Source organism: Methanosarcina baikalica, from assembly GCF_031461075.1.
Taxonomy (GTDB): domain Archaea; phylum Halobacteriota; class Methanosarcinia; order Methanosarcinales; family Methanosarcinaceae; genus Methanosarcina; species Methanosarcina baikalica.
In genome coordinates this window covers 1-17,663 of sequence record NZ_JAVKPK010000073.1, presented here as the reverse complement: position 1 = coordinate 17,663, position 17,663 = coordinate 1, and the positions used below count along the sequence as shown (strand labels likewise).

The following is a 17,663-nucleotide window of genomic DNA, read 5'->3' as shown; positions in this document are numbered from 1 at the left end:
CAATAAGTTATTGAGATCCAAACCCTTGCTTTTATGCTTGCTAAAAATCTCACTAAAATTAAGTTTTTTATAAAAGAGTTGAACAGCAAGCATCGGTCCGATAGGAACGCATATATTCTTGTTAAGAATAGTAGGAAATGCTTTTTGTTTTGTGTTTATATTTATTTGACCGAATAATACAAAACAAAGAGCACTTATTTTTATCTAACTGTCAAAGCCAGTTTTTAATATCTTATGGGATTGTCAATATTTAGCATTGATTCCGCTGGCAGTTGACCGCCATCAATCAAGCCTGAAAACACACAAAACAAAACCTGCATGAACTTATTTATATTTCAGGATGCAGTTATAAAAGATGATCGAAAATGAAATGTGATAATATAATACGCAGTTTTATTATAGCAAGTTTTACATCACTTATAGCAGTACTTTTAGAGGCAGCTTATTACGGGCTACATCCAGAGAACACTTACTCCGTCAATAAAACTGCTTATTTTATTACTGCTCCTTTTGTCAATAACTTTTCAGATATAAGCAGTCCTATTAATATCACAATAATCAGTATAATATTTGTCTTCAGTTTCGTCATAGTCTCAAATCTGATATCTAAAAGAGAAAGATCATAAAAAGACACGGATGAAATCTGACAAGCTCCTTAAGAAACCTGAAGAAATCCACAGAAAAATCCTTTTTTGTTCACGTAATCAAAACTAACTTTTCAAGGTTTTAGAATGAACATTGATGAGTAACAAAAATTAGACGGTATTTTATTTATATATATTTATATAGGCAATATGTTCTATTAATACAATAATATATTATAGATTAATCGAATAAAACATAGATTATTGCCGGCTTATCTCAAAATAATTTGATTCTTACTCATCTATAATACTTTTCAGGGTTGTTTTCATGATTGTAAACTCGCTTTGTAACCCAAGACGAGATTAAAAAAAACGGGTTTTGAGTTCTGGGATATACTTGCAAATAATTTAAAAATAATATAAGTTTTTGTGATAAAGTCCGGAAATATTTGGTCATTATAAACGGCACATGGTGGGGAGAAAGATGAAAAATAAAATTTATTCAATATCTTTAATTTTTATTTTTTTAACTTTGCTTTCGACAGTAGCATCTGCTACACAAGTAACAAAAATTGGTAGTGGATCTCAACCTGTTATCGATGGCAGCAAAATAGTATGGACGGATGGCAGTATTCACGTCTATGACCTGACAACTCAAAAAGACACTGTAATTAGCGCGTCTTCAGCATCTTATCCAGCTATTTACGGCAAAAAGTTAGTATGGCACGACGAGAGTAATGGGATACCAGAGCTTACTGTTTATGACATATCGACTGCTGCCCGGTCTCAAGTTACGCAAAATGTAGATGCCGGCAGCATTCCTGCAATTTATGGGAACATAATAGTATGGAGCGCAAGTAGTGATGGCACAAATTATAATGTCTACATGCATGACATATCTACATCCACCCAGAAAAAAATAGCACGCGGGAACAGCCCGGACATATTCGATAAGAGAATAGTATATTACTATGATGCAGGAGATCTTCCGCAGATTTATACGTATGATATCGCCACAGGGAAAGCAATAGACATAAGTGAATATGGCGACAATTATTATCCTCACATATATGGCAACAAAGTCATATGGTCAGATTTCAACACCAGACTGGGCAATATCCGCATGTACGATATTGCTACTAAGCAACAGACAGATGTAACAACCGGTGATGATATGATTGGTTATGATACCGGTGGTGCAACCGACATTAACGGCAACAGGATTGTGTATTTAAAACACAATGACCTTGCTTCCGCAGAATTAGGTGATGTATATGTGTACAACATAGCTACCGGACAGAGCACACAATTGTCTTCTGGTAATACCGCACAAACACCGGCTGTGTCCGGCAATGTTGTAGTGTGGTCAGATTCCGGTAGTATCTATATGAGTGATCTTTTTGCCACAAATATTTTCCCATCAGTAGCTGCATTCACCGCAAGCAAAACTTCCGGTAAAGCACCTTTATAAGGTCACATTTGCCAATAAAAGCACAGGTGGAAAACCGGACTCCTGGTATTGGGACTTTGGCGATTGCATAAACTCCAAACATGCAGTCGCCGCGATTCATACCTTCACCGAAGCCGGAAAATACACCGTTAGCTTAACAGTGACAAATGGCGCAGGTAGTAATATACTGAAAAAGACTACTATATCACCGTGAAGTAAAGTAGAATTCTTACTACTTTTGATTTTTAAGGATTATAAGCGCGAAGAGGAAAGTGGTTTCTCCTTCAATCACTTTCATTAATTCTTGAGAGCTTATGCGGTTGAGGCTTATTTCTGCAAATCCGCAGTCGGTCATTCATTTGCACGGGGCAAAAACGAATCGAAAATGCAATTCAAGCTGCCCCTGAAATAGTGTCAACCGATTAGACACAAACCATGTTTTATTTCAACTTAAAAAAATTACAAAAAATACAGAAACAGACTTACAAAAAAGAAGTTACAAAAAAGAACTTAATAATTTACAGAGTTCAAAAGGCAAAATCCCTCTCTTCAATCCGGTTACCGTGTAATGTATAAAAAATTTTGGATTTCTGCTTGCTATCAGGAAGAATGGTTATTGAAAGGTTCGATAGAGTGCGCTCCTTGCTTTTCTGAAATTAATTGAACCTTCCTATAAGAGCGCTTATGCTTTCGCTCGTAACCATGCCAATTATTCGGTTTTCGGAATCGATTACCGGGAGTGCGGAAATTGAATAGTTTTCCATTATTGAGGATGCGGTTTCTATCTTTTCACCTGCGTATACGTATTTCACGTTGCGGGTGATTATCTCATCCAATCCAGTGATTTTACAGGCGACTGCTTTTGTAATATCCCAGGAGGTGACAATGCCTTCAAGCTTTCCGTCCTTTGATATGACAGGTAGATGATTCACCTTCTTTTTTACCATGAGTATCGAGGCGTTTTCTATTGTTTCGTCTCTGGAAACCGAATAGAAATTCTGGTACATGATGTCGCTTACAAGAATCTGTGAGAGAAAACCCCTTATGAGGTAGTTGAGCTGTCCTTCTTCAAGTAAAAAAGCGTCGTGTCCGTACTGAGACCTGATTTCCTCGTATTTTGCATCAACTCCGTTTGCATTAAGAGCTGATACGATTTCTTGACCTTGATAAGGAGGATATAACCAGTCTGAAGTTATGGAAATTACGAGGTATTTTGCAGTAACACCTGAAAAACCCTCTATGAGGGATCCGTTCTTCGAAAGGTCAAAGAAATCGACTGCTTTTGTAATATAAAGGTATGAATTGGCATCAAACCGCTTTGTAAAAGTATCTCCCTGATGATTAAGGTAACTTTCTACCTGAAAATTAGGAAAGAGTTCTGCACTTGCTTCATCCTGCTGATCTCTCCCGAACTTCTTCTGCATCGAAGCGTCGCTCAGGTATGTAATATGCCCTATCATCCGTGCAAGTGCAAGTCCCTGTGCAGGTATTTCTTTCCCGTAATAGTTCCCTCCGTTCCAGTTCGGGTCGTCAGTTATGGCTTTTCTTCCGATTGCTTCGAATGCTATTTGCTGCGGAGTTGAGGATGCAGTAGTAGCTATTGCAATAGCCTTCTTTACCATTTCAGGGTAGCTGACTGTCCATTGAAGTACCTGCATTCCACCCATCGAGCCGCCTGCAACTGCAAAAAGCTGTTTTACTCCAAGATGCTCTATCAGCTTTTTTTGGGCATTTACCATATCCGATATAGTGATGACAGGAAACGAGATGCTGTAGTGTTTTTCGGTTTCAGGATTTATGGAAGAAGGGCCTGTGGAACCCTTACAGCCCCCGATTATATTTGAACAGATGATGCAGTATTTCTCAGTGTCAAATGCCTTATTGGGGCCAATTACGATATTCCACCAGCCTGATTTTTTGTCACCTGCATGAAGCCCGGCAGCATGGGCATCGCCTGTAAGGGCATGGCAGATCAGAATAACGTTGCTTTTATCTGCATTCATTTTCCCGTACATCTCGTACTCTATACTGACACGAGAAAGGGTTTTTCCACTCTCGAGCCTGAAAATCCCAGGGATTTCGTAGTTAATTGAATGAACTATCCCTATATTCTGGCCTTTTTTTTCCGAAAAAAAGTTTCTAAAGGAAGGATTTTGGGCCGAAATTCCCATGCTCAGACCTCTGAGAGTGCCTGCTCTATATCGGAAATCAGGTCCTTTTCATCTTCGATTCCTATAGAAAGCCTGATAAAGTCTTCAGTTACTCCGCATGCTGCCTGTTCTTCCTTTGACAGCTGTTCATGAGTGGTTGAAGCCGGATGGATTACAAGGCTTTTTGTATCCCCTATATTTGCAAGATGGGAAAAGACCTCAAGGCCTTCGATAAACTTTTTGCACTCACTGGCTCCGCCTTTGATCCCGAACCCTATTATTGCGCCAGAACCTGATTTGAGGTATTTCTTTGCAAGCTCGTGGCTGCTGTGGGATTCGAGCCCTGGATAGGAAACCCAGGAAACTTTCTGGTGCTTTTCCAGGAATTTCGCAACCTCAAGGGCATTGTCACAGTGCTTCTTCATTCTGAGAGGAAGAGTCTCAAGTCCAAGAATAAACAGGAATGAGTTAAAAGGAGAAATGCATGCTCCTGTATCCCTGATAAACTGTACCCTTGCTTTTGTAATAAAGGCTGCTTTTCCAAAAGCTTCTTTGTATTTCAGGCCGTGATAGCCAGGGTCAGGTTCGCAGATTTCAGGGAATTTCTCAGGGTTCCAGTCAAAGTTTCCGGAGTCAATAATTACTCCTCCGACAGAGGTTCCGTGGCCTCCTATGAATTTTGTTGCGGAATATACGACTATGTCTACCCCGTATTCTATTGGCCTTAAGATCAACGGAGAGACAGTATTGTCCACAACAAGGGGAATTCCTGCTTCATGGGCAATCTCTGCAAGTTTTTCAAGGTCAGCCACATCAAGCCCCGGATTTCCTATTGATTCCACATACAGGGCTTTTGTATTTCCGGAGATTGCGTTTTTGAATTCTTCAGGGCTGCTGGAGTTCACGAATTTTACGGTTCTCCCGAGCTTGGGGAAAGTATAGTTGAAAAGCTCGTAGGTCCCTCCATAGAGTTTATCCCCTGAAACGATCTCGTCTCCGGGTTTTGTGAAGGTGAGAAGAGCTGTTGTAATTGCAGCCATCCCTGAGGCTGTTGCAAGGGCACCTATGCCTCCTTCGAGAGCAGCGATTCTTTTCTCAAAGACATCGGTTGTGGGGTTCATCAGGCGCGTATAAATATTGCCTGCTTTTCTAAGCCCGAAGAGGTCGGCTGCTTCTTCAGCGTCTTTAAATACGTACGCTGCTGTCTGATAAATAGGAACTGACCTTGCTCCTGTAGTCGGATCAGGTTTTGCTCCTGCGTGCACGGCAAGAGTAGAAACTCCCAGTTTTCCAAACCTCTTTTCTGTCCGACTTTCCTTATTTTCCTTACTTCCTTTTTCATTCTGATTTCCGTTTTCGTCCTTCATCTCCTCTAACCTCCAGACAATATTTCTCTGCTCTCTCAACCAGGAAACTTTCCAGGTACTTCACTCTTTCCCGGGAAAGTTCACCGTTTTTCAAGTCAGAAGTGAGAATCGAACTCACGTATCTCCGGGTTGCAGCCGGAGGCATAGCCACTCTGCCATTCTGACGCCACTTTCATTATGTATATAATTACCAATTGTTATCGCATCATCACAATTGTGATGATTGTATAAATACTTACCTGTTAATAAGAAAAGATTATAAAAGGTAAAAAATATGGCACAGGATAAACATTTTCGAAAAATATTTCAGAGAAATATCCGGGAAAGAACCCCTACCCAATCTCTCCCTTTTATTTCAATTCCCGCTGATCTCAAGCATCCTGTCCAGCGATTTTTTTGCTTTAACCCTTACATGCTCCGGCACACGGATTTCGTATTCCATATTCTGAAGGCTGTTCAGGATGGATTCGAGGGTGATTTTTTTCATATTATAACAAAAAGTTTTCTCTGATGAAGCATAGAATTTTTTATCAGGGTATTTTCTTTCCAGGCTCTGGACAATTTCCTTTTCAGTCCCGATTATAAATTCTGTGGAACCCGACCTTTCCACTTCTTTTACGATTCCTGACGTGCTGAGAATATGGTCTGCAAGGCTAAGGACTTCAGGCCTGCACTCGGGATGTGCAAGAAATTCCGCATCCGGATACCTTTTTTGCAGTTCTTTTACATTCTCATTACGGATGTTATCGTGAACGTGGCAGAATCCGGGCCAGAGATGTATTTTTTTGTCGGTATGAAGGGATACAAATGCTCCAAGGTTTTTATCCGGAATAAAGATAATCTCCCGGTTTTCAATTGAATTTACCACATTTATTGCATTTGCAGATGTGCAGCAGATGTCAGATTCGGCTTTTACTGCGGCTTTGCAGAGGGAGAGAGAATCCCCTACAAAATCCGCAACTTCCTGAACTTCCCCGCGTGTGTAAAAATGTGAAAGTATTATTGCATTCCTTTCATGTTTGAGTTTTTTTATTTCCTTTATAATTAACCGATTTTCCATAAAAATCTCATTCCTCAAATGCAGGTATAAAACTGCAGAAACCTGTTTTTCAACCTTTGTTTTTAATATTGATGGACGTTTTTGTGTCGTTCCGACAGGGTTATTTTAAATTTGGGGAATAATACAGGTACTAATTCAGGAGGGAGCTTACAATCGTTATTTAATTCCGCATATCGGACAATTCTCTGCCTTATTAACCTGTAGTTCACTAAAAGAGCATGAAAGGCCGTCCCATAATAAAAGGCGATTTTCCAGAAGCTTTCCCTGTCCTGTCAGATATTTAATCGCTTCATTTGCCTGAATTGAACCTATTACCCCTGGCGTTGTCCCAAGTACCGGAAATACTTCTTTTTTGAAGGAACTCGGAAAAATGCAGCAAAGGCATGGGGTTTTTCCTGGAATGATTGTTGTTGCCTGACCTCTATACCCCGAGACAGCGCCGTGAATCAGAGGTATATTTCGTTCCACTGCAAGCCTGTTAAGGACATGTCTCGTATCAAAATTGTCCAGCGCATCTATGATCAGGTCGCAGGAAGGAACTATTGAGCCTGCATTTTCATCCGTGATTTTTTCCCTGATTATCTCTACTTTTATTTCAGGATTCAGGGAGAGCAGCTTTTCCTCTGCGGATTCGATCTTCGCTCTCCCAATATCTTTTTCATGGTGGAGAAATTGCCTGTTAAGGTTGCTGAGATCCACTGAATCGAAATCCGCAATTATTATTTTCCCTATTCCTGCAACTGCAAGATAGGTCGAAACCGGAGATCCCAGACCTCCTGCTCCGGCAACAAATATTTTTGCGTTTTTCAGTTTTTCCTGGCCCTCTTCCCCAAAAAGCATTATCTGCCTGATATACTTTTCATTTGTAATTTTCTCCATTTATATGCTCCAGGATTTAATTTATGATAATTTCAAAAGCCGGAGTCAATCCTTCCAGGGCTCAAGTCCTTTTTTCCGAAGATAATCGTTAATTGCCTCATGGATTGCCTCTTCCGCAAGCATTGAACAGTGCATTTTTATCGGAGGAAGCCCGTCAAGTGCCTCTGCAACTGCTTTGTTTGAAAGTTTCCAGGCTTCTTCCAGGGTTTTTCCTTTTATAAGTTCGGTTGCCATACTGCTTGACGCAACCGCAGCTCCACATCCGAAGGTCTGGAACTTCACGTCCACGATCCGGTTTTCTTCTACTTTAAGGAAAATCTTCATTATATCTCCGCACTTCGCGTTTCCAACCTCTCCTATTCCGTCACAGTTCTCAATGCTTCCCATATTTCTGGGGTTTGAAAAATGGTCCATCACTTTAACGCTGTAATCCATGAGTTGTCCTCCATGCTATTTTTTGATTCTCTAATTATTTCAAAGAGATTTCCTTTTTACTTATAATTCCCTGCAATTCCCCGATTTGTTATCTTAGATAGTCCTGTATTCTTTGGGAGTTAGTGGGGACATATTTCTGAGCTTTTGTACTATCTCAGGCAGAACCTCAAGCACTCTATCTACATCTTTTTCGGTATTCATCCTTCCGAGGCTCAGCCTGAGTGAACCGTGGACTATCTCGTGTGGAACTCCACAGGCCATAAGCACATGCGAGGGTTCGAGAGAAGAAGAGTTACACGCGCTGCCTGTGGATGCAAAAATTCCTTTCGCATTCAGCAGAAGAAGGAGAGATTCGCCCTCTATGTATTCAAACGTGATATTTACGTTGTTTGCAAGCCTCTGTGTGGGATGTCCATTGAGATGGGTTTTCGGGATTTTCAGAAGCCCTTCAATCAGGCGCTCTCTCAGCGCAAGCAGGTTTTTATCCGTTTCTCCAATTTCGCCCGCTGCAAGCTCTATCGCCTTTCCAAGGCCCATGATGGCTGGGACATTCTCGGTTCCTGCCCTGCGTTTTCTTTCCTGATCCCCGCCGTGAAGGAGAGTTTCAATTTTTACCCCTTTTCTTATGTAAAGTGCCCCGCATCCCTTTGGACCTTCGAACTTGTGCCCTGAAAGAGATAAAAGGTCAATGTTCATTTTTTTGACATCTATAGGAACATGGCCTATTGCCTGCACCGCATCCGTATGGAAATATATCCTGTTCTCTCTCGCGATTTTTCCAATCTCTTCTACAGGCTGAATTGTTCCTATTTCATTGTTCGCGAGCATTATGGAAATGAGTATAGTGTCATCTCTTATCGCGTTTTTTAGTTCCTCAAGGGTTACCATTCCATATTTATCAACAGGCAGGTATGTTACCTCAAACCCCTGCCCTTCCAGCCACAAACAGGTGTGCAGGACGGCATGGTGCTCGATAGAGGAAGTTATTATGTGTTTTCCTTTATTCCTGTTTGCAAAGGCTATCCCCTTTATTGCCCAGTTATCGGATTCTGTACCACCGGCTGTGAAATAGATCTCATTTTCTTCAGCACTGAGGGCATCTGCAACCTTTTTTCTTGCTTTGTCTATTGCATGTTTTGAGATTTTTCCTATCTCATAGATAGAAGAAGGGTTTCCGAAATTTTCTGTCAGGTAGGGGATCATCTCTTCAACAACTTCCTTTCTTGCAGGAGTTGTAGCAGAGTTGTCCATGTAAATGGTCTTGTCTCCAACTATCACACTCGCACCTTCACAATTGTGAATAATCATAACAATCGCGACTATTTAAGTTTTATCGTAGAATATACCTGAATAAAATAGGTAAATTCTTAAAAACTTGCCGGTTTTCTTGAAGTTATTGCATCTTGGATCAAACTTATTATTATTTTTTATTATGATAATAAATATATATGTATATAAGATATATTCTTTCTCAATTGTAAAATCTCAAAAAGTGATGGTAATTATGGAAACTCCGTGTCAAAAGATTGTGTGGGATCTGGTCCCCGCAATAAGGTCCAGTCTTGCAATCGAACTTGTAAAAAAAGGACAGTCACAGGCAACGTCGGCAAGGTTGCTGGGGATTGCCCCGTCGGCAGTTTCCCAGTATATTTCGGGAAAAAGAGGATACAGGATCGAGTTCCAGGGCGAGACGAAAGAATTGATCGAAAAACTTGCTCAGGACTTAATCGAGAATAAAGTCGACGACTTTGTGGTAAGGATGTGTAAGATCTGTGTAAGTGCAAGAGGAGTTGAGAGCAACTGCAATAGCAGTTGTGGTCCGGAAGAGTCGGGCAGTAACACAGGAGAACCTGAAAAATAAAAGCTGATTTTTAATGGTTACTGTATCGTTTTCGGATTCTTATTAGTTCTTTTAAGTACGGAAGTTTCTCGACAACTTTATATTTAACATATCACGAATTCACAATTGTGAATTTTTTGTGTAAACTGCTCTTATGTTGCTCTGATGAATAATGCAGGATCTCAAACCCTCTGCGCTTCGAAGCGCTTAATGGATAATTGTAATGAATCCTTAAGGCTATGATTCTGCATGAAAAAGCATACACTATCGGCCGTTTAAATATAAGATTGAACAAATTAAACTATAGAAAAAATTCGGAAAAAAGCAAATTGCAGGAAAAAGGCGATGGTATGGGACGAATATACTCAGATATAACCTGGACAATTGGCAATACGCCTCTTGTCCGGTTGAACCACATAACTAAAGGTCTGCATGCAGATGTAGTCGTTAAAGTTGAGTCCTTCAATCCTATGGGAAGTGTAAAGGATAGAATCGGACTGTCAATGGTCGAGAAGGCCGAGCGTGAAGGGAAAATCAAAAAGGGTACCACCATTATTGAAGCCACAAGCGGCAACACTGGAATTGCACTTGCAGGCGTATGCGCTGCCCGCGGCTATAAGCTCATACTGGTCATGCCTGAAACGATGACAATAGAACGGAGAAAACTGCTTAAGGCTCTCGGAGCAGAGCTTGTCCTGACACCCGGGCGTGAAGCAATGAGAGGGGCAGTCAGTAAAGCAGAACAGATGGCTGCAGAAGATCCTACTCTATATTTTATACCCCAGCAATTCCAGAACCCTGCAAACCCTGAAGTCCATAGCAGGACAACTGCCGAGGAAATATGGAAAGATACGGATGGCAGAGCGGATGTGATTGTGGCAGGTGTGGGAACCGGAGGGACAATCACGGGTATTGCCGGCGTTCTTAAACAAAGAAAGCCTGCTTTCAAGGCAATTGCAGTAGAACCTGCCGAATCTCCCGTGCTCAGTGGCGGAAGTCCGGGCCCGCACAGGATCCAGGGAATAGGTGCAGGTTTTATCCCCGATGTACTCCGGCTTGATCTGGTCGATGAAATAATTAAGGTAACCGGAGACAATGCCATTGCCACAGCTAGACGATTGGCAAAGGAAGAGGGTATTCTTGCAGGCATATCTTCAGGCGCAGCTACATATGCCGCACTGCAGCTCGCATCAAGGGAAGAAATGAGCGGGAAGATGATTGTTGTTATCTTACCGGATACCGGAGAGCGTTACCTGAGCACTGACCTGTTTGAGTGACCGACCAGCGATTGTTTGACTTATTCACATAATAGTGGCTAACTGATCTATTTAACAGTTAATACCGGAAGATTTCAAATGAGAATCAGGGAAGATATTAGGACAGTTTTTGAAAAAGACCCGGCCGCAAGGTCTACTCTCGAAGTTCTCTGCTGCTATCCGGGCCTGCACGCTATCTGGATACATCGAGTATCCCACTCTCTCTGGAACAGGCATTTCTTTTTTCTGGCCCGCTTGCTCTCTCATATCTCCAGAATGTTCACAGGCATTGAAATCCATCCAGGGGCAAAGCTAGGAAACCGAGTGTTTATCGATCATGGATCTGGAGTGGTAATAGGAGAAACTGCCGAAGTTGGGGATGACGTCCTCATATATATGGGAGTAGTGCTGGGGGGAACCGCTCTTGAGAAGACAAAACGCCATCCTACCATTGAAAATGATGTGGTTCTCGGCTCAGGCTCAATTGTACTCGGGCCAATTACGATCGGTAGAGGCGCTAAAGTAGGCGCTGGCTCGGTTGTGATCCGGTCAGTCCCGCCCGGAGCTACGGTAGTGGGAGTTCCTGCAAGGATTGCAGAGCCACAGCCATTCGTTTCTCCAGGGCAACTCGATCATAATAAGTTACCTGATCCTGCACTTATTGTGATAAGCCAGATGCTTGACCGATTAAGCAAGTTAGAAGAACAGTTCCAGGCACATGAAGAATCCGCAACCTTATCCGGAATAACCACTCAAAAGACAGGGCTTAAACAGGATGAGCAAATTTATTCCCGACTAAAAGAAGTGATTGACCCTGAGGTCGGGATAGATATTGTCAAGCTGGGCCTTGTCAAGGAAGTAATTGTGGACGGAGCAGCCGTAGACGTAAATCTGGTATTGACAACAAGCACCTGCCCTATGATCGAATACCTTAAGGACCAGGTCCGGCGAAAAGTCCTGAGCGTTAGCGGGATAGAAAAGGTTACTGTCAATATACTTGACGAGCCCTGGGAAGGAGATCTATTCAAAAAACAAACAATCCAGAAACAGTCCCCTTGAACACGCCAATCTGCAAGAAGAATATGGGGTTTCAAACCGGTTAACCCTGCATATCTTCGCGGATTAAAAAAGGGCTCTGTTATATACAGGAATCAAAATCAGATTTTTTAATTCTGTGGATTATATCAATAAAAAATTTAATTTCTCTTTTTACATCGTCACTGCATACTATTGCTGAAATTGCAACCAGGCTATCAGCTCCATTTTGAATAACACTCTCACAATTTTCTTTGTATATTCCGCCAATAGCAACTACAGGAATTTTTATTGCACTTTTAACCTCTCGTATTTTTTCAGGGCCGAGTCCTTCACCAGCATCTTTTTTTGTAGCAGTATTGAATATAGGGCCAAGACCCACATAGTCAGCCCCGGCTTTTTCCGCCAGGATTGCTTCCTCCCTGTCCTGTACGCTAAGGCCGATTATTTTTTCCTCGCCAAGGAGCTTTCTTGCCGTTTCAACAGGCATGTCGTCCTGGCCGATATGGACTCCGTCCGCATCAACCGCTAAAGCAACATCAATTCTGTCGTTTATTAGAAATATTGCCCTGCTGCTGCATATCCTCTTGATTTCGGAAGCTTCTTCAACCATCTCTTTCGTACTTTTATTCTTTTCCCGATACTGAACAATCCTGCAGCCTGACTCGACTGCCTCCCTGACATCGGATAAAGTTCCTTTCTTCGAGAGTCCGGAGTCGGTCACGAGATAGAAGTCAATTTCTTTTAAGAGAAAACTTTTCCGGCTGAAATTTTTAGCGATCATATGTTTAAATCCGTCCATTATGCACGTTTTTCAAAAACGCCTTCTTATAAATTCATTTTATTCTGAAATTAGAGACTTTTTAATATCTTCTGGGATCACCAAAATTTATCATTACTTTCACTCGTAATTGACTGCAATCAATCAAAAACCCAGAAAATAACAAAAAGTCTCTGAAATTACGATTCATTTTTTCTTCTGAATTTACTGTTCTTCGAAATTCATCATGCTCTTTGCTTTCTCGTCTGACAGGTTGAACACTTCGTCATACAGATTAACCTTAAAACTTCCCGGCCCATTCGATTTTTTAGCTGCAAGTTCTCCGGCTATTCCAAAATAGCATAAAGCGTCTCTGGACGCCTCACAGTAATCGGAATTGACTGAAGCGAACAAACCTATTACCGATGCAGCCATGCAGCCGGTCCCGACAATCAATCCCATCTGCTCATGCCCGTTCTTTACAATAAATGTCCTTTTTCCGTCACTTATAATGTCTTCCTTTCCTGTCATCACAACAATGGAGGATGTTGATTTTGCGAATTCTTTTGCAATTTTCTCAGGATCAGCATTAATTGAAGTTGCTTCAACTCCCTTTGTTTCAGCGCTTTCACCTGCCAATTTTGCAATTTCCGAGTAATTGCCTTTTATTATGTCAATGTGAACCGAACCAAGAAGTTTTGCAGCCATTTCATCCCTGAATTTTGTAGCGCCAACGCCGACTGCATCAAGCACGACTGGAATTTTCTTTTCGTTTGCAGCTGTAGCTGAGATAATCATTGCATCAATAATTTCGGATGTCAGGGTTCCGATGTTAAGCACAAGTGCAGATGAAATCCCTGTCATATCAGCACATTCCTCAGGGGCATGCGCCATTACAGGCAGCGCACCAAATGCCCTTGTCATATTTGCACAGTCGTAAATAGTCACCCAGTTAGTGATATGATGTATGAGTGGTTTTGTTTCCCTTATTGTTTTTAGCGGGTTTTTCATTAATATTCCTCAATAGACGTTTTAAATTGTCAGTGACTTATATGCTGTCGAGAATGATAATATGCATGTCGAAAATAATAATTAAGAATTGTAGTTAAGCAAACTCCTGATTCTTGACCCTTTCCACACCTGTGTAGATGTTCATTTTCTGGCTTCGGACAAAGCCAATAATAGTAAGACCTGCCTGCTTCCCCATACTTATGGCAAGAGTAGTAGTTGCACCTCTGGAGGCAATAATAGGGATATTAGCTACCAGACACTTCCTTACCATTTCGGAGGAGAGTCTTCCCGAACAGGTCACAATTGTCCTGGAAAAATCCACACCATGTTTCAATCCGTAACCTATTACCTTGTCAAGAGCGTTGTGTCTGCCTATATCTTCTATTACGCAGATTTTGCCATCCGGTCCGAAAAGTCCTACTATATGTATGCCGCCTGTTCTGGTGTGAAGGTCTGAAATCAGTGTTTCTTTCATTATTTTCTTTATCGCGGAAAGTTCAGTGACCATGTCAGACCGGATTTTCGGAAGCCTTTCAGAATCCACATATGAAGTATCTCCACCGCATCCGGAAAGAACGGTTTTACTGGAAAACATGATCGAAAAAGGGTTTTTCGTAAGAACACTTGCACTCAGGCCACTGGCACTTTTTCTTTCTCCTTTCTCTTCTATGCGTAAGGATTCGATATCTTCAAGTTTGCTGATTATTTTCTCCGTGTATAAAAATCCTGTTACAAACTCTTCAAGCATTGTCGGACTTATCATTGCAGTTAGAGCGTGGCGACCGTTGACGAAGACGGCAAGAGGTACTTCCATTACAACATCATGTGATGAGGGGATCATTGACCCGTTATTACTTTTTATACAGGGAACCGTGCTGTACATTTTTACACCGTACGTGCGATTTCTTCAATTGTTTTAAGAAGCAGGTCGATCTCTTCTAACGTATTATATAAATAAAGGCTTGCCCTTACAGTACCATTTTCAAGCCCAAGATGTCGCATCAATGGAATAGAACAATGGTCTCCCGAACGGACCAGAATTGCTGCTCTTTCATCAAGCAAATAGGCTATTTCATGAGGATGAATTTTGTCTATGGTAAAAGAGACAACCCCGATCCTGTTTTTTATTTCCGGCGGCCCGTAAATAGTGACATTGTCGATCTCAGCAAGCCCTGCGAGAAGGCGCTTAGTGAGTTTTTGTTCATGTCTATATATAGCATCCATTTCCAGGCTTTCGAGATATTTCCCTGCCTGCGCCAGACCAATTGCTCCTGAGATATTAGGTGTACCCCCTTCAAATCGCTGATAACCGTCAGTTAAGGTATATCCTTCAGTGGTGACATCATCAACTGTGCCTCCACCTATTATAAAGGGGGAAATAACCGCATCTCGCATCCACAGCACGCCAGTACCCGTTGGCCCAAGCATCTTGTGCCCAGAAAAACATAAAAAATCACATCCCGTATCCGGAGCATTTACAGGAAAATGGGGTACGGACTGTGCTCCGTCAATCAGGAAATATGCTCCACGCTCTTTGCAGATTGCAGCAATCTTGCGAACAGGCTGCACGGTACCAAGTACATTTGAAACATGGCTGACCGCAACCAGCTTTGTGCCGGCAGTAATTGCGTCATCAAATGTCTCTATATCAAAAATACCATCCGGGCCCGGCTGGAGAATAACTACCTCAACTCCCTTTTGACGCAGTCGAAGCCAGGGAAGCAGATTTGAGTGGTGCTCTACAATTGTTGTCACTATCCGGTCCCCAGACTGCCACTCCAGTCCGGCTGCAACCATATTGATAGCTTCTGTCGTATTCCTGGTAAAAACTGTTGTACCCTCTTTCCCGCCAATGAAGCTGCTGATTGAATCATGTGCTTCCTGGTACCGCTGTGTTGCAACTCTTGTAAGCCTGTGCATCCCTCTGCCTACATTAGCGCGGTACTGCCGATCGTATTCGTTCATTGAAGCTATAACAGGCTCAGGAATAAGGCTGGTTGCAGCACTATCCATGTAATGAAGGTGCTGAGGTATCTGGAAATCAGCCATACAATCTTCAATTCTCATAGGACTTCATCCATGCTACCGCTTCTGTATCCTTTAAGATCGAGAGTAATATAAGAAAAGCCGCAGTCTTTTAAGAGCTCGCCGATTCGCTCTCGAATGGTTACTGCCTTCTCAAATTCTCCAGATATCAATTCAATTCGTGCAATATTGCCATGCAGTCGTACACGCAGATTCAAAAAACCCAGATCATGCAGCAAATTTTCTGCATTTTCTATCATTTGCAGCTTCTCAAGTGTGATTTTTTCCCCATATGGAATTCGCGATGCAAGACATGAAGCTGACGGTTTGTTCCAGAAATCAAACCCGCAGTCCTGAGCTATTTGCCGTATCTGTTTTTTTTCAATTCCCAAGGAAAGGAAAGGATGAAGGATCTTTTCCTCGTTACTTGCTTGAAGCCCGGGACGGTATTCATTGAGATCGGAAGCATTAATTCCATCTGCGATATTTGAGATTCCCAGCTTTTCCGCCTGAGCCCACAGCATCCTGGAAGATTGTTTTTTGCAAATGTAACAACGATTAGGGCTATTTTTCCTAAATTCTTCATTTTCTATTATAGGAAAAGGCAGTATATCACAGGATAAACCGAATTTACGTGCGATTTCTACTGCATCATTAACAGCTCTTCTGGGGACAAGAGGCGCATCAAAAAGTATACATTTGACCTTATCCCGGAGTTCCTTTTGTGCAAGTAATGCAAGTAAAGTGCTGTCTATGCCCCCTGAATATGAAATAAGTAAGCGTTCCAATCCTTGGAGTTCTTTTATCAATGCATCTTGTGTATTTTCTGTTTCCATGGATGTATACCGACCGTTTTATTTTGCCAGTTCTCTTTTGCCAGTTCCACAAACTTTAAATTTTTTAATATCATTCACAATTGTGAATATTCTAAAAACGACATTCCTGGTAAAAATACTTTTTGTCGTTGATAGGAATGTAAAGCAGTCATCTACCAAAAACAATTCCGAGAGGGAGTCAGGAAATAATACTAATCAGCTAACGAACCATGAGAACGCAGGCATAATCACAAAATATGTTATGATAGACCAGAAGATGATATTTTATGGGAGGAATTATGAAGATTCGAATAAGAGCCTTTGCTCAGGTAAAAGATATTCTCGGGGCTGACAGTTTTCTTGAATATCCGGAAGGCACCTCAGTGAGAGAACTTCTTGACTCACTTCGCCAAAGAGCCGGTGAATCCGAAGATCAACTTTTCTCCAGGGATGGGGATCTGCATAGCCATTTAGTTTTGATGATAAATGGCATACGAATTTACAAAGAAGATATTGAATCGCTGACACTTTTAGAAGGAGATGAAATTGCACTTTTCCCTCCGGTGTCAGGAGGATGATCAAGATAAAGGAAGATACCATTAATTAGCAGGACTAAAAGTATTTCAACATAACCTCAATATTCAACCTGGTAAAAAAGCCGATTGTCGGCGTGTTTGTTAATTTTTTCGGGTATTCTGGAATGATGAAACACATTCCTATTATAAATTATTAAATGGGGTAAAAATTAAATGGCAGAAATAGCAAGCCCTTATTTTTTTGATGTTACTACCCCCATCACCCTTCACAGTCAGAGACACTGTGTGTTTTCCAACGTTAGTGTACTTGTGTGAAGGATTTTTGGCAGTTAAAGTAGTTTCATCACCGAAATCCCAGTACCAGGAAGTTGGGCTGTTCGTGCTCATATTGGTGAACTGGACTACTATTTCTGCTTTTCCGGTTGTCGGCTTAGCGGAGAAGCAGGCAACCGGAGCTTTT

At 41.7% G+C, this 17,663-nt stretch carries 19 protein-coding genes and 1 pseudogene; 6 read left to right on the top strand and 14 right to left on the bottom strand.

Annotated features, from left to right (window positions below):
* A pseudogene (locus RG963_RS14085) lies at nt 1-165 on the bottom strand (IS1634 family transposase); the annotation flags it as partial.
* A gap of 903 nt (nt 166-1,068) precedes the next feature.
* Here RG963_RS14085 and RG963_RS14080 point away from each other — a divergent pair.
* Nucleotides 1,069-2,055, top strand: coding sequence for a hypothetical protein (locus tag RG963_RS14080; protein ID WP_310576911.1), 987 nt, complete (start codon nt 1,069-1,071; stop codon nt 2,053-2,055).
* A complete protein-coding gene (locus RG963_RS14075) occupies nt 2,012-2,248 on the top strand; it encodes a PKD domain-containing protein (RefSeq protein WP_310576914.1) in 237 nt (78 codons plus the stop codon). The genes RG963_RS14080 and RG963_RS14075 overlap by 44 nt, the downstream gene beginning before the upstream one ends.
* Before the next feature lie 442 nt (nt 2,249-2,690).
* Here RG963_RS14075 and metX read toward each other — a convergent pair whose 3' ends face one another.
* The 7 genes from metX to nifS all read right to left on the bottom strand — a co-directional run bounded on the left by metX (nt 2,691) and on the right by nifS (nt 9,233).
* Nucleotides 2,691-4,205 (bottom strand): homoserine O-acetyltransferase MetX, encoded by a 1,515-nt coding sequence (gene metX / locus RG963_RS14070; RefSeq protein WP_310576910.1) that lies wholly within the window; start codon nt 4,203-4,205, stop codon nt 2,691-2,693.
* Between the two features lie 2 nt (nt 4,206-4,207).
* On the bottom strand, nt 4,208-5,551 hold the full coding sequence (locus RG963_RS14065) for an O-acetylhomoserine aminocarboxypropyltransferase/cysteine synthase family protein (RefSeq protein ID WP_310576909.1): 1,344 nt from the start codon (nt 5,549-5,551) through the stop codon (nt 4,208-4,210).
* Complete coding sequence (locus tag RG963_RS14060) at nt 5,523-5,696, bottom strand: hypothetical protein (protein ID WP_310576908.1); 174 nt, start codon at nt 5,694-5,696, stop codon at nt 5,523-5,525. Before RG963_RS14060 ends, RG963_RS14065 begins: the two co-directional genes overlap by 29 nt.
* A gap of 210 nt (nt 5,697-5,906) precedes the next feature.
* Nucleotides 5,907-6,611: a quinolinate synthase NadA gene (locus RG963_RS14055; protein WP_310576907.1), complete on the bottom strand. Its 705-nt coding sequence runs from the start codon at nt 6,609-6,611 to the stop codon at nt 5,907-5,909.
* A gap of 156 nt (nt 6,612-6,767) precedes the next feature.
* Complete coding sequence (locus tag RG963_RS14050) at nt 6,768-7,490, bottom strand: HesA/MoeB/ThiF family protein (RefSeq protein ID WP_310576906.1); 723 nt, start codon at nt 7,488-7,490, stop codon at nt 6,768-6,770.
* Nucleotides 7,491-7,535: 45 nt separating this feature from the next.
* The gene (nifU, locus tag RG963_RS14045; RefSeq protein ID WP_310576905.1) at nt 7,536-7,925 is read right to left on the bottom strand and encodes a Fe-S cluster assembly scaffold protein NifU; all 390 of its coding nucleotides are present in this window, start codon (nt 7,923-7,925) and stop codon (nt 7,536-7,538) included.
* A 93-nt stretch (nt 7,926-8,018) separates the two neighbouring features.
* Nucleotides 8,019-9,233, bottom strand: a complete 1,215-nt coding sequence (nifS, locus tag RG963_RS14040; protein ID WP_310576904.1) for a cysteine desulfurase NifS — start codon at nt 9,231-9,233, stop codon at nt 8,019-8,021.
* A gap of 196 nt (nt 9,234-9,429) precedes the next feature.
* Between nifS and RG963_RS14035 the strand changes: the two genes are divergently transcribed.
* The 3 genes from RG963_RS14035 to cysE all read left to right on the top strand — a co-directional run bounded on the left by RG963_RS14035 (nt 9,430) and on the right by cysE (nt 12,080).
* Nucleotides 9,430-9,786 (top strand): transcriptional regulator, encoded by a 357-nt coding sequence (locus RG963_RS14035; protein ID WP_310576903.1) that lies wholly within the window; start codon nt 9,430-9,432, stop codon nt 9,784-9,786.
* A gap of 329 nt (nt 9,787-10,115) precedes the next feature.
* Nucleotides 10,116-11,042 carry a cysteine synthase A gene (cysK, locus tag RG963_RS14030; protein WP_310576902.1) on the top strand — a complete coding sequence of 309 codons (927 nt, stop codon included), beginning with the start codon at nt 10,116-10,118 and terminating at the stop codon, nt 11,040-11,042.
* A gap of 78 nt (nt 11,043-11,120) precedes the next feature.
* Entirely contained in the window at nt 11,121-12,080 is a 960-nt protein-coding gene (cysE, locus tag RG963_RS14025) for a serine O-acetyltransferase (RefSeq protein ID WP_310576901.1), read from the top strand.
* Nucleotides 12,081-12,159: 79 nt separating this feature from the next.
* Here the strand turns inward: cysE and thiE are convergent, their stop codons facing one another.
* The 5 genes from thiE to larE form a co-directional block, all read right to left on the bottom strand.
* Entirely contained in the window at nt 12,160-12,840 is a 681-nt protein-coding gene (thiE, locus tag RG963_RS14020; protein WP_310576913.1) for a thiamine phosphate synthase, read from the bottom strand.
* Nucleotides 12,841-13,041: 201 nt separating this feature from the next.
* On the bottom strand, nt 13,042-13,827 hold the full coding sequence (gene thiM / locus RG963_RS14015; RefSeq protein WP_310576900.1) for a hydroxyethylthiazole kinase: 786 nt from the start codon (nt 13,825-13,827) through the stop codon (nt 13,042-13,044).
* A 94-nt stretch (nt 13,828-13,921) separates the two neighbouring features.
* Entirely contained in the window at nt 13,922-14,710 is a 789-nt protein-coding gene (fdhD, locus tag RG963_RS14010) for a formate dehydrogenase accessory sulfurtransferase FdhD (RefSeq protein WP_310576899.1), read from the bottom strand.
* 2 nt (nt 14,711-14,712) lie between these two features.
* Complete coding sequence (locus RG963_RS14005; RefSeq protein ID WP_310576898.1) at nt 14,713-15,894, bottom strand: aminotransferase class V-fold PLP-dependent enzyme; 1,182 nt, start codon at nt 15,892-15,894, stop codon at nt 14,713-14,715.
* Nucleotides 15,891-16,688, bottom strand: a complete 798-nt coding sequence (gene larE, locus RG963_RS14000; protein WP_310576897.1) for an ATP-dependent sacrificial sulfur transferase LarE — start codon at nt 16,686-16,688, stop codon at nt 15,891-15,893. Before larE ends, RG963_RS14005 begins: the two co-directional genes overlap by 4 nt.
* A 278-nt stretch (nt 16,689-16,966) precedes the next feature.
* Between larE and RG963_RS13995 the strand changes: the two genes are divergently transcribed.
* Nucleotides 16,967-17,245, top strand: coding sequence for a ubiquitin-like small modifier protein 1 (locus RG963_RS13995; RefSeq protein WP_310576896.1), 279 nt, complete (start codon nt 16,967-16,969; stop codon nt 17,243-17,245).
* A 141-nt stretch (nt 17,246-17,386) separates the two neighbouring features.
* On the opposite strand, the gene RG963_RS13990 is transcribed toward RG963_RS13995, so the two are convergent.
* Entirely contained in the window at nt 17,387-17,611 is a 225-nt protein-coding gene (locus RG963_RS13990; protein WP_310576912.1) for a PKD domain-containing protein, read from the bottom strand.
* Nucleotides 17,612-17,663: the final 52 nt, after the last annotated feature.